Annotated in this window: 11 protein-coding genes; 3 read left to right on the top strand and 8 right to left on the bottom strand. The window is 63.3% G+C overall.

What is annotated here, in order from left to right; all coding sequences use genetic code 11:
- The first annotated feature begins 2 nt into the window (after positions 1 to 2).
- On the top strand, positions 3 to 962 hold the full coding sequence (locus AC8GDA_RS05215; protein WP_506555486.1) for a DNA polymerase III delta subunit-related protein: 960 nt from the start codon (positions 3 to 5) through the stop codon (positions 960 to 962).
- On the top strand, positions 910 to 1,734 hold the full coding sequence (locus AC8GDA_RS05210; RefSeq protein ID WP_506555485.1) for a TatD family hydrolase: 825 nt from the start codon (positions 910 to 912) through the stop codon (positions 1,732 to 1,734). The genes AC8GDA_RS05215 and AC8GDA_RS05210 overlap by 53 nt, the downstream gene beginning before the upstream one ends.
- 134 nt (positions 1,735 to 1,868) lie before the next feature.
- Here the strand turns inward: AC8GDA_RS05210 and AC8GDA_RS05205 are convergent, their stop codons facing one another.
- The 7 genes from AC8GDA_RS05205 to AC8GDA_RS05175 all read right to left on the bottom strand — a co-directional run bounded on the left by AC8GDA_RS05205 (position 1,869) and on the right by AC8GDA_RS05175 (position 9,195).
- A complete protein-coding gene (locus AC8GDA_RS05205; protein WP_506555484.1) occupies positions 1,869 to 3,044 on the bottom strand; it encodes an acetyl-CoA C-acyltransferase family protein in 1,176 nt (391 codons plus the stop codon).
- Entirely contained in the window at positions 3,037 to 4,413 is a 1,377-nt protein-coding gene (gene rimO, locus AC8GDA_RS05200; RefSeq protein ID WP_506555483.1) for a 30S ribosomal protein S12 methylthiotransferase RimO, read from the bottom strand. The genes AC8GDA_RS05205 and rimO overlap by 8 nt, the downstream gene beginning before the upstream one ends.
- 3 nt (positions 4,414 to 4,416) lie before the next feature.
- The gene (gene phaR, locus AC8GDA_RS05195) at positions 4,417 to 4,971 is read right to left on the bottom strand and encodes a polyhydroxyalkanoate synthesis repressor PhaR (RefSeq protein ID WP_506555482.1); all 555 of its coding nucleotides are present in this window, start codon (positions 4,969 to 4,971) and stop codon (positions 4,417 to 4,419) included.
- Between the two features lie 19 nt (positions 4,972 to 4,990).
- Entirely contained in the window at positions 4,991 to 5,728 is a 738-nt protein-coding gene (gene phbB, locus AC8GDA_RS05190; RefSeq protein ID WP_506555481.1) for an acetoacetyl-CoA reductase, read from the bottom strand.
- A gap of 44 nt (positions 5,729 to 5,772) precedes the next feature.
- Positions 5,773 to 7,362: a PHA/PHB synthase family protein gene (locus AC8GDA_RS05185; RefSeq protein ID WP_506555480.1), complete on the bottom strand. Its 1,590-nt coding sequence runs from the start codon at positions 7,360 to 7,362 to the stop codon at positions 5,773 to 5,775.
- Positions 7,363 to 7,445: 83 nt separating this feature from the next.
- A complete protein-coding gene (locus AC8GDA_RS05180) occupies positions 7,446 to 8,225 on the bottom strand; it encodes a purine nucleoside phosphorylase YfiH/LACC1 family protein (protein ID WP_506555479.1) in 780 nt (259 codons plus the stop codon).
- The gene (locus AC8GDA_RS05175) at positions 8,218 to 9,195 is read right to left on the bottom strand and encodes an RluA family pseudouridine synthase (RefSeq protein ID WP_506555478.1); all 978 of its coding nucleotides are present in this window, start codon (positions 9,193 to 9,195) and stop codon (positions 8,218 to 8,220) included. Before AC8GDA_RS05175 ends, AC8GDA_RS05180 begins: the two co-directional genes overlap by 8 nt.
- Positions 9,196 to 9,210: 15 nt before the next feature.
- Here AC8GDA_RS05175 and AC8GDA_RS05170 point away from each other — a divergent pair, with 15 nt between their 5' ends.
- Positions 9,211 to 10,080 carry an outer membrane protein assembly factor BamD gene (locus AC8GDA_RS05170; protein ID WP_506555477.1) on the top strand — a complete coding sequence of 290 codons (870 nt, stop codon included), beginning with the start codon at positions 9,211 to 9,213 and terminating at the stop codon, positions 10,078 to 10,080.
- Here AC8GDA_RS05170 and yoaA read toward each other — a convergent pair.
- Positions 10,024 to 12,000: a DNA repair helicase YoaA gene (gene yoaA / locus AC8GDA_RS05165; RefSeq protein ID WP_506555476.1), complete on the bottom strand. Its 1,977-nt coding sequence runs from the start codon at positions 11,998 to 12,000 to the stop codon at positions 10,024 to 10,026. The genes AC8GDA_RS05170 and yoaA overlap by 57 nt on opposite strands.
- Positions 12,001 to 12,007: the final 7 nt, after the last annotated feature.

Raw genomic sequence — 12,007 nt, 5'->3', positions numbered from 1 at the left:
ATATGAAAGAAAATATTCTTTTTGAGGCCTGGTGGAGGGCTGCCCAGTCGCTGCGGGATCGAGACTTCGGTGCCGCCCTGTTGGTGGCCCCGCCTGGCCTTGGGGTGGCCGATTTTTCGGTGACGGTGGCGGCCGGCCTGCTCTGCCATCAGCCGCAGCAAAACGCGGCGCCCTGCGGCGCATGCCCGAGTTGCAAATGGGTGGAGGAGGGCCAGCACCCCGATTTCCGTTGGATTCGCCCGGCATCGGAGCAGCAGGCCGAGGAGGACGGCGACTCCGACTCAGATGCCTCACAGCCGGCCGCGAGCGATGAGATTCGCATCGATCAAATCCGTGGCCTGGCCACGTTCGTGCAGACCAGTGCCCACCGCGGTGGCCACCGGGTTGCAGTCATTGGCCCAGTCGAGCGGCTCAACCATGCTGCGGCCAATGCCTTGCTCAAAAGCCTAGAGGAGCCCACGGAGGGTCTGCACTACATCCTCTATGGCGAGCGGCTGCAGGGTGTTCCGGCCACCATTTTGTCGCGCTGCCGTCGCCTGAACCTGTCTGCGCCGCCGGCAGTCGTGGCTGCACATCGAGCTTCCCAGGCCGAGCAACTCGCCTGGCTGGTGGGCCTGCTCTCGGAACCACGCCTTGCACCCATGGCCTGGGCTGAACGTGCCGCCACGGCCGGTGATGCGCCCGCGGTGATTGGTCTCTTGCAGCTCTGGCTCAGTGATGTCATTCGGCTGCGGCTGGGCCTTCCTGTGCAACACTTTCCTGCATCGCAGCCCGCGCTGACCGCCCACGCAAAGGCCTCCGTCCAGCAGAGCCTGGCGAGCCTCTCAGACGGGCAGGCCCTGCTGCTGCAGCGGTCTCGACAGGCGCGTCATCCGCTCAACCCCAGGCTTTTCATGGAGACTGTTTTTGATGAATTCTGCTGCGCCATTGCGCCCCGAACCGCCGACGCCAGCCAACGCTGAACTGGCCTTTGCCGACTCGCACTGCCACCTGAACTATGAGGGGCTGGCTGGGCGCACGGATGAGGTCCTGCAGCGCATGGCCCAGGCGGGCGTGAGAAGGGCTCTGAACGTCTGCACCACCCTGGAGGAGGCCGATCAGGTGGTGGGCATGGTTCGCCCGCACGACCATCTGGTGGCCTCGGTGGGTGTGCACCCGGACTACGAGGCGGTGGGCCAGGAGGCCACGGTGGAGGAACTGGTGCGCCGTGGTGCAGACCCCAAGATTGCAGCCATTGGAGAGACCGGGCTGGATTACTTTCGGCTCAAGGGCAATCTGGACTGGCAGCGCGAGCGCTTTCGCGTTCACATTCGGGCGGCCCGAACCCTGGGCAAGCCGCTCATCATTCACACCCGAGAGGCCCCCGAGGACACGCTGCGCATCCTCCGAGAAGAGAAGGCGCACGAGGTGGGCGGCGTGATGCATTGTTTTACGGAGTCTTGGGAGGTGGCGCAGCGGGCCATGGAGCTTAACTTTCTCATTTCATTGAGCGGCATTGTCACGTTTAAGAATGCCACGCAAGTTCATGAAGTCGCAGAGAAAACACCCATTGATCGATTGATGATTGAGACCGATTCACCGTTCCTGGCGCCGGTGCCGCATCGGGGCAAGACCAATGAGCCGGCCTGGGTGGTTCATGTGGCCCAGCGCATCGCAGACCTGAAGGGAATGCCGCTTGAGGCTGTGGCCAAGGCCACGATGGTCAACTTCGAGCGGTTTGCTTCTGTCGCATAATGTTTATTATGTAAACTCGAGCGTGGGCTTGTGGGGTGCACCGTTGAGCGTCCGACGATCTGATCTGAGCGCCCCTCCGCATCGCACCCCACCCTGGGCCGAGACCGGTCCCAGGGTGATCCGACCGCTTGGTCTTACAGCCGCTCAAACACCACCGCAATCCCCTGCCCACCACCGATGCACATCGTGGCGAGGCCATAGCGCTTGCCGGTGCGGTGGAGCTCGTGGATGAACTTGGTCGCGATGATCGCCCCGGTGGCGCCCACGGGGTGGCCCAGCGCAATGGCGCCCCCGTTGACATTCACCTTGGCCGGGTCAAAGCCCAACACCTTGGTGACCGACAAGGCCTGGGCTGCGAAGGCCTCGTTGGACTCGATCACGTCGATCTGGTCGAGCTTGAGCCCGGCGCGCTCCAGGGCAATCTTGGTGGCGGGAATCGGGCCCTCGCCCATGATTTCGTTGGGCACGCCAGCCACGGCATAGCCGGCCACGCGGGCCAATGGCTTCTGGCCATGCTTGGCGGCCACACCGGCTTCAGCCAGCACCAAAAAGGCGGCCGCATCATTGATGCCAGAGGCGTTTCCAGCGGTGACGGAGCCATCCTTCTTGAAGGCAGGCTTCATCTTGGCCAGCGCCTCCATGGTGGTGGCGCGAGGATGCTCGTCAGTGTCGAAGGTCACATCGCCCTTGCGGGTCGAGATGGTGATCGGCACGATCTGGTCCTTGAATCGGCCTTCTGCAATCGCCTTGGCGGCCCGGTTCTGGGATTCCAAGGCAAAGGCGTCTTGGTCCTCGCGCGACAGGTTGTGCTTGGTGGCGAGGTTCTCGGCCGTGATGCCCATGTGGCCCACGCCAAAGGGGTCTGTGAGCACAGCCACCATCATGTCGATGAGCTTGGTGTCACCCATGCGGGCCCCGTTGCGCATGGCCTGGCTCAGGTAGCCGCCGCGGCTCATCACCTCCACCCCGCCCCCAATGCCGTAATCGCTGTCACCGAGCAGGATGTTCTGGCTGCTCGAGACCACGGCCTGAAGCGCAGATCCGCAGAGTCGGTTGATGGTGAGCGCCACAGAGCTCATGGGCAGGCCAGCCTGGATCGAGGCCACGCGCGAGACATACGGCGAGCGCGACTCGGTGGGCACGCAATTGCCGACCACCACATAGTTCATGAGCGCGGGGTCGGCGCCAGAACGAGCAATCGCCTCCTTCATGACCATGCCACCCAGTTCAGAGGGCTCGAGGCTTGAGAGGCTGCCGCCAAATCCGCCGACGGCGGAACGCACTGCACTGAGAACCACGACGTCACGCATTTGCTGTCTCCTTGATTGAATGCCGATAAAAACCATCGAGGTCGTAGTCATCACTGTCGGTGACCTCGACCTCCACAAATGAACCGATCTCCACCGACACCGGATGCCGGCTGTCGGGGGCGCGGTGAATGCGAATGACGCCGTCGATCTCCGGGGCGTCGGCTGCGGTGCGACCGATCAGGCAGCCCTCCTCCTCGTCGACATCGTCGATGAGGGCCACCACCCGCCGACCGACCCAACGCGAGAGGCGCGCAGCCGAAATATCGGCCTGGTGGGCCATGACCTGCTCCTGCCGGGCCCTGCGAAGATCATCGGGCACGGGGTTGGCCAGTGCATTGGCCGTGGCGCCTTCCACAGGGCTGTAGGCAAAGCAGCCCACGCGATCGAGCTGGGCCTCGGTGAGAAAGTTGAGCAGACCTTGGAACTCCGTCTCGGTCTCGCCGGGAAAGCCAGCAATGAAGGTGCTTCGGATGGTGAGGTCGGGGCAGACACGGCGCCAGGCCGTAATGCGTTCCAACACCTTTTCTGCCGAGGCCGGGCGTTTCATGCGCTTCAAGGTGTCTGGGTGGCCATGCTGAAACGGGATGTCCAGGTAGGGCAGCACCAGGCCCTCGGCCATGAGTGGCAGGATGTCATCCACATGCGGGTATGGGTAGACATAATGCAGCCGCACCCAGACGCCGAGCTGGCCGAGTTCCTTCACCAGTTCGGTCATGTGTGTCTTGACGGGCCGGCCATCCACGAAATCGGTGCGGTGCCGAAGATCCACCCCATAGGCGCTGGTGTCCTGGGAGATGACCAGAATCTCTTTCACGCCCGACTTCACGAGGGCCTCGGCCTCTCGCATCACCTCGCCAATGGGCCTGGAGACCAGGTCGCCACGCATCGACGGAATGATGCAGAAGCTGCACCGATGATTGCAGCCTTCAGAGATCTTCAGGTAAGCGTAGTGGGCCGGGGTGAGCCGAATGCCCTGCTCCGGCACGAGATCGATGAAAGGGTCGTGGGGCCTGGGCAGGTGCGCATGGATCGCGGCCATGACCTCGGCCGTGGCATGCGGCCCTGTGACCGCCAAGACCTTGGGATGCACGCTTCGGATGAGGTCTTTTCCGCCCGCGCCAGGCTTGTTGCCCAAGCAGCCCGTCACAATGACCTTGCCGTTTTCAGCCAAGGCCTCGCCAATGGCATCCAGGCTCTCTTGAACCGCCTCATCGATGAAGCCACAGGTGTTGACCACGACCAGGTCGGCCTGGTCGTAGCCCGACGAAATGCCGTAGCCCTCTGCCCGCAACTGGGTCAGGATGCGCTCGGAATCAACCAGTGCCTTGGGGCAGCCCAGTGAAACAAACCCAACCGTCGGCTCGGACATGCGCTACTTGTTGTCCTTGTCTTTGGGCGGAAATGGAAAGCCCGCCATCATGCTCTTGGCGTTGTTCTGCATCTGCTCTTCCATCTGCATGAAGACCTTCTTGCTCTGCTCGATGTAGTTGGTCATCAGGTTCTGCATCATTGGGGCCTGGCCGGCCATGAACTGTGTCCAGGCCTCCTGGCCTGCGGCACCCTTGCCGCTCACAAAGGCACTCGACTGCTCCTTGAGCTTGGTCTGAATGTCGGTGAAGGCCTGAATGTTCTTCTCGAGGTAGCTGCCCATCATGCCCTGCATGGCATTGCCATAAAAGCGAATGACATTGGCCAAGACCTGGGCCGAGAAGATGGGCGCCCCGGCAGACTCCTCCTCAAGAATGATCTGAAGCAGGATGCTGCGGGTGAGGTCCTCGTTGCTCTTGGCGTCGATCACGGAGAAGTCTTCGTGGGACAGCACCAGCTCTTTGACATCGGCCAGCGTGATGTAGGTGCTCGTACGGGTGTCGTAGAGCCGCCGGTTGGGGTACTTCTTGATGAGTCGTTGCTGATCTTGCTTGGCCATCTCTGCCCTCCCTCGAGCCTCAGCTCATGTGCAGACCACCGTTGAGTGAGAAGTCTGCGCCAGTGGCAAAGCCACTGTCATCCGATGCAATCCAGGACACGATGGAGCCGATCTCTTCGGGCTCACCCAGCCGCTTGACCGGAATCGTGCCCACAATTTTCTCCAGCACCTCGGGCTTGATGGCGCGCACCATGTCGGTGCCAATGTAGCCCGGTGAGACCGTGTTCACGGTGACCCCTTTGGCGGCGAGCTCCTGGGCCAGCGCCATGGTGAAGCCATGAATGCCAGCCTTGGCCGTGGAGTAGTTGGTCTGGCCAAACTGCCCCTTCTGGCCATTGACCGACGAAATATTGATGATGCGGCCCCAGCCCTTGCCCACCATGCCCTCCACCACCTGCTTGGTGACGTTGAAGAGGCTGGTGAGGTTGGTCTCGATCACCGCATCCCACTGCTCCCGAGACATCTTGATGAAGAGGCCATCGCGGGTGATACCGGCGTTGTTCACGAGCACGTCGGGGTTGCCGTGCTCGGCCTTGACCTTGTCGAAGGCATCCACCGTGGACTGCCAGTCGCCCACATTGCCCACCGAGGCGTAGAAGGTGAAGCCATCTGCCTTTTGCTCGGCCAGCCATTTGGCGTGGTCTCGGCTTGGGCCGCAGCCTGCAATGACCTTAAAGCCCGCAGCATGCAGTCGGCGACAGATCGATGTGCCGATGCCTCCCATGCCCCCCGTGACGTACGCGATTTTCTGGCTCATGTGTTGTCTCCTTGTTGTTCTTGATGGGGGCCTGCGAGCGGGTTTTATTTGCCGTGTCGAACCCCCACGTAGCGACCCGGGGCCGGTTCAATGACCTTGTAACGGGGTGCCTTGCCTGCCTTCTTCGGCGGTGCCACCGCCGGGCCCTGGTGTTTGGAGAGCCAAGCAGCCCAGTCGTTCCACCAGCTGCCTGGAATTTCCTTGGCCCGCGAGAGCCAGTCGTCGGCCGACTTCCCAAGGCCTTCAGCGACCCAATGAGACCGCTTGTTCTTCGAGGCAGGGTTGATGCTGCCGGCCACGTGGCCGCTGGCCCCCAGCACAAAACGGGTCTTGGGCCCAAAGAGTGTGGCGCTCGACCAGGCCGCCTCCCAAGGCACGATGTGGTCTTCGCGTGCGCCCATGGCATAAACCGGCAGCTTGACCTTGCGCAGATCGATCTTCTCGCCTGAGATGGTGACCTTGTTGGGCTTGATGAGGTTGTTCTCCAGGTAGGTATTGCGCAGGTACCAGGTAAAGAACGGGCCGGGCAGGTTGGTGCTGTCCGAGTTCCAGTAGAGGATGTCAAAGGGAGGTGGGCTCTCGCCCTTCAAGTAATTCTTGACCACGTAGTTCCAGACGAGGTCGTTGGGCCGCAGGAACGAGAAGGTGGTGGCCAACTCCTGGCCAGGCAGAATGCCGCCCTTGCCAAGGGAGGCCTCGCGCGAGCGGACATGCTCTTCGTTGATGAAGATGTCGAGCACGCCTGTGTTGTCGAAATCGACCAGGGTGGTCATGAGGGTGAGCGAGTAAACCGGGCTCTGCCCCCGAGCGGCCAGCACCGCCAGTGCGGTGACCGTCATGGTGCCGCCCACACAGAATCCCAGCACATTGAGGTCGTCGCTTCCAGCAATCTCATTGGAGACCTCGATGGCCTTCAGAATGCCGCTCTCCACATAGTCGTCCCAGCGCAGCTTGCCCTGGTCTGCACCGGGGTTGCGCCAAGAGATGAGGAACACCGTGTTGCCTTGGTCGACTGAAAATTTCACCAAGGAGCTCTCGGGCTGGAGGTCCATGATGTAGAACTTGTTGATCGACGGGGGCACCAGCAGCAAGGGGCGGCTGCCCACCTTCGGCGTGCTGGGTGCGTACTGGATGAGCTGAAAGACTTCATTCTCATAGACCACCGAGCCAGGCGAGCTGGCCAGATTCTTGCCAAGCTCGAAGACGGACTCATCGGTTTGGGAGATCCGGCCCTTGTTCATGTCGCGCAGCAGGTGTTCGATGCCCGCGCGCAGACTCTCGCCCTTGGTGTCCAGCATCTTCTGCTGGGCCTCGGGGTTGGTGGCCAGGTAATTGGCTGGCGAGGTGGCATCCACCCACTGCTGCACCATGAACTTGAGCTTTTGCTGCGCCTTGGGCTCCATGTCGAGGGTATCGGTCATGGCCATGAGGGCTTCTGAATTCAGCAAATAGAGCGCGGCCATGGCCGAGAACGGGGGGCTGTTCAGCCAGGCATTGCCCGCAAATCGGCGGTCGCTGGCGGTGAGCTTGCCGACCTCTTCCGGAGAGATCATCAGGGCCGACAGGCGCTGGAAATAGTCTTGCTGGATGGCTTGCAGGCGATCGTTGATCGGCTTGAAGGCGGGCTCGTTCATGCGCACATCTCTCCCTCTGTTGGGTGACTGGGATTCACCTTTTCCTTATGTCCGTGCCATTGTGCGCGGCACTGCGGCGGAAATCAAATGCCTGTGCACCAGATTGCAGCAGCAAAACGACCGCACTGCGGCTGCTTTCGGAATGAGAAAAAACGCTTCGGATTTGAGGCGGTACAGCGGCCATCGGCACCTACTGTGAGCCTTGGCGAACAGGCCGACAATACAGCCGATACGGCTGCAGGCGACTGACTGGTGTCCCTCACCCAGCGGGCCAGGCGGTCTTGGGCCAGGCCGTGAAGGTCGGCTAAAAAGCGATCCTGACGCCCTGCAACAAAACGGTTGGGGTCCTCGGGAAAGGCAGCCAGCACGTCCGGGCCCACCTCAAAGGCGGTGGGTCCAATGGCCGGGCCCAGCCACACCTGAAAGGCGTGCGGGCCCGAGGACTGCAGCGCTGCAGCCTGCCACATGGCCTCCAGGAGGTTCTCGATCACGCCGGCGGCCAGCCCCCGCCAGCCCGCATGGGCTGCTCCCACCAGGGCAAGCTGCTCATGGCTCACCAGCACGGGAATGCAGTCGGCCGTCATGATGGTGCAGGCCACCCCAGGCTGCTGGGTCCAGACCGCATCGCATTCCAGTTGGTCATCGGGCTCATCGCCCGTGAGGGCCACCACCCGATGCCCGTGCACCTGACGAAGCCACACGGGCCGAGCCCCAATGGCCGCCGCAAAGGCCAAGCGGTTGCGCCTGACGGCTGCGGGCTCGTCGCCCACATGGCTGCCCAGGTTCAGGCCCATGGGCCCCTCCCCGCGCTGGGTCAAGGCCGCACGAACCCCAGCCGGAAATCCTGCGATCTGATCAATCATGTACAAGCACCAAGTCGTCTGCGGAGATGCCCACCGCGGCCACCAAGGCCTGAAAATCGGGGGGTGGGGCCGCTTGAATGAGCACGGGTGTTCCGGCCACCGGGTGGTCAAAGCGCAGGCTTGCGGCGTGCAAGGCCTGCCGCGCCCAACCCTGCGGAGGTGGGAGCCGTGGCGCGGCCTGACGATAGGTCTGGTCGCCCAGGATGGGCAGCCCAATCGACTGCAGATGCACCCGAATCTGGTGCGTGCGCCCCGTCTCGAGCCGGCACTCAATGAGGGACACCGCCCTCCCTTCCCACTGCCCCTCGGCCCTGGGGCGCAGGTGGGTCGTGGCGGGCTTGCCTTGCGGCTCGGGCAGCACGGCCATGCGTTGGCGATCACGCGGGTCTCGGCCCAGCTGACCGATCACGCTGCGGTTCTGTCGCAACACCCCCCAGGCCAAGGCCAGGTAACGCCGCTGCACCTTGCGCGCCTGCAACTGCCGAACCAGTTCGGTTTGGGCTTCCAGGGTCTTGGCCACCACCATCAGGCCGGTGGTGTCCTGGTCGAGCCGGTGCACGATGCCGGCCCGCGGCACCCCTCGCAGTGCTGGGCAGTGGTGCAACAGGCCGTTCAACAGGGTGCCATGGGCGTGTCCGGCGGCCGGGTGCACAACCAGACCGGCGGGCTTGTTGACCACCAGAATGCTGTCGTCCTCATGAAGAATGACCAATGGCATGGGCTCGGCCAGCCACTCGCCCTGAGGCTCCGGCGCCGGCGGGTTGACGTCGATCCAGTCGAGTGCGCGAAGCACGCGGCTGGGCCGAACCACTTGGCCATTGACCAGCACAGCGCCCTCCTCGATCCAACCTTGCAGGCGAGCGCGGGAATGCATGCTGAGCCAGGCCGACAGGTGCCGATCGAGCCGCTCGCCGGCGGCCGACGCATCGACCTGCACACGAAGCGGGCTGATATCATCTTCTAACTCCACCGGGACCGCTCTCCAATGAATCGCATGCTGCTCAAGATTCGAAATCTATCACTCGTCTTCCTCGCCGTGCTCATGACGGGCTGCGCTGCAGACATGGCGGCGCGGGATGAAACCATTAACTGGACAGCCGATCGCCTCTACGCCGAGGCCAAGGACGAAATGTCTGCAGGCAACTGGGCCCAGGCCATCACATTGCTTCAAAAGCTAGAGTCTCGCTACCCCTTTGGGCGTTACGCCCAGCAGGCACAGATCGACACGGCCTACGCCCACTGGAAGGACAACGAACTTGGCCTGGCCCTTGCCGCGGTCGATCGCTTCCTGCGGCTCTACCCGAACCATGAGTCGGTGGATTACGTCCTCTATCTCAAGGGCCTGATCAACTTCAACGACCGCGCCACCCTGTTCACGTCGGTCAGTGGCGAGGACATGGCCGAGCGCGATCCCAAGGCCGCACGCGAGGCCTTCGACACCTTCAAAGAGCTGGTGGCCCGCTTTCCCAACAGCAAGTACGCTGAAGATGCTGCCGCACGTTCACGGTTTCTCATCAATGTGCTGGCCCAGAACGACGTGCACGTGGCGCGCTACTACCTGCGCCGTGGGGCGCACTTGGCGGCGGTGAATCGGGCCCAGACCGTGGTCAAGCAGTTCCAAGATGCCCCAGCCGTGGAGGAGGCGCTTGCGCAGATGGTGCATGGCTATGAAGCCCTGGGCTTGGAGCAGCTCAGCAAAGACGCGCGCCGCGTGCTGGAGGCCAATTACCCCAAGAGCGGTTACCTGACGCAGGCCTACGACCCCCGCAAACGGGGTGGCATCGATGGCGCGTCTGAATCAGGTGGGATCTGGTCCAAGCTGAAGGTCTGGGAAAAACTCCCGAGCCTCTTCTAGTTTTCTTGTGCGCCGAAAGGCGGGCAGGCTTTTGAGCATCTGCCGGCCATAGGCCGTCTCCGCCAGCCGTCGATCACCCACCACCAGCACGCCACGGTCGGTTTCCGTCCGGATCAGGCGGCCCGCGCCCTGCTTGAGGGCCAGCGTGGCCTCAGGCAGTTGAATCTCTCGAAAGGGGTCGCCGCCTCGGGCCCGGCAGGCCGCCATGCGTGCCTCTAGAATGGGGTCATCGGGTGAGGCAAATGGCAGCTTGTCGATGATCACCAGAGACAGGGCTGTGCCAGGCACATCCACGCCCTCCCAAAAACTCGCGCTGCCCACCAGAATGCCCTGGCCATCGGCACGAAATGCTGCAAGCAACTTGTCACGGGCGGCCTCCCCTTGCACATAGACCGTTCGCTGCAGCCGACCGGCCTTGCGCCAGGCCTCCAGTCGTACCCGGGCCTGCTCCACCGCGCGCAGGCTCGTGCACAGCACGAAGATGCCACCAGGCGAGGCGGCCATCAGGCCCTCAAGCCCAGGGTGGGCCAGCAGTTGGTCCATGAGGTCGGGCGCCTTGGGGTCTGGCAGGCCCTCTGGCACCAGGAGCAGGGCCTGCTCGTCGAACTGAAAGGGGCTTGGCAGCTGCAGCGACTGCTCCGGCACCAGGCCCAGTCGACTCGAGAAATAAGAGAAATCCTTCAGGGCCAACGTGGCCGACACAAAAACCCAGTGACGCGCCAGTGGCTCGGCCAAGAGCGGCGCCAGGATGCTGGCAATGTCGATCGGTGCCCAATGAAGGCTGATGCCTTGTTTGGAGACCTCGATCCAGTGAACTCCCTCGGGCGAGCCCGCAGGCGCGGTCTCGTCTGGGAGCACCTGCGACATTCGCTCGAGAACCAGAGCACTGCGATCATTGAGGCGCTCCAGCTCGGCGTGGCGCGGTGCGTTCTCAGACTGTGCTGCGCGAAGGGCCTCCAGGGCGTCGGTCAGGCCCGCCCATGCGGCATCGAGGGCAAGCCGCTGCGCGCCGGTGAGGTCTGTCCAGCGGCGCCTGGCCTGCGGCTGGGGCAGCTCCAATGCGGCGCGCAGTTTCAAGGTGGCCAGCTCCACAGCGCCGCACAGCCCTGCCCAGTCGGCACCATCTCGGGCGTGCATGAGCCCCGCAGTCAGGCTCTCTCGGCACAGCGTGCTCAGGCCATGGGAGGAGACCACCGCTCCAAAGAACTGGGTGGCAATGTCCGGCAGGGCATGGGCCTCGTCGATCACCACGGCCTCCACCGCGGGCAGCAGGTCGCCGCTGCCCTGCTGCCGAAGCGCCATGTCGGCGCAGAGCAGGTGATGGTTCACCACAATGAGGTCTGCAGCCGCCGCCTTTTCTCGGGCCTTGATGACGTGGCAGGACCCAATGCTGGGGCAGTTCTGGCCCAGGCAATTCTCGGTGTTCGAGGTCACCAAGGGCCAAATGCTCGAAGACTCTGGAACCCCTTCACAGCCCGCAATGTCGCCGTCGGTGGAGACCTGTGCGAACTGCTCCACGGTGCGCAGCGCCTGCGCATCCCGAGGCGTGGCCAGGCGCGCATCGGATTGGGCCAAAGCCAGCCGGTGCGTGCACAAATAGTTCGAGCGGCCTTTGAGCCTTGCCACCTGAAGATCGGTCCGCAGCAACTCGCGCAGTCGAGGAATGTCGCGGTTGAAGAGCTGGTCTTGTAGCGAGCGCGTGGCTGTGGACACCATGGCTCGGCGGCCGGAGGACATCAGGGGAACGAGGTAGGCGAAAGTCTTCCCAATGCCGGTGCCCGCCTCGGCGAGCAAGGGGGATTCGCCTGAGAGTGCGGCCTCAATGGCCTGGGCCAGCTCAATCTGGCCATCTCGGGCGCGGTAGCCCGGCAGCCCGCTCGCCAGGGGCCCCTCTGGCCCGAGGAGTTCGCGTGCAGACACCCCCGGT

The organism is Hahnella aquatica (SeqCode), from assembly GCF_965194505.1.
Classification (GTDB): domain Bacteria; phylum Pseudomonadota; class Gammaproteobacteria; order Burkholderiales; family Burkholderiaceae_A; genus Hahnella; species Hahnella aquatica.
Note: the sequence above shows the minus strand (reverse complement) of the source record. Positions and strands in the feature narration are given on the sequence as shown.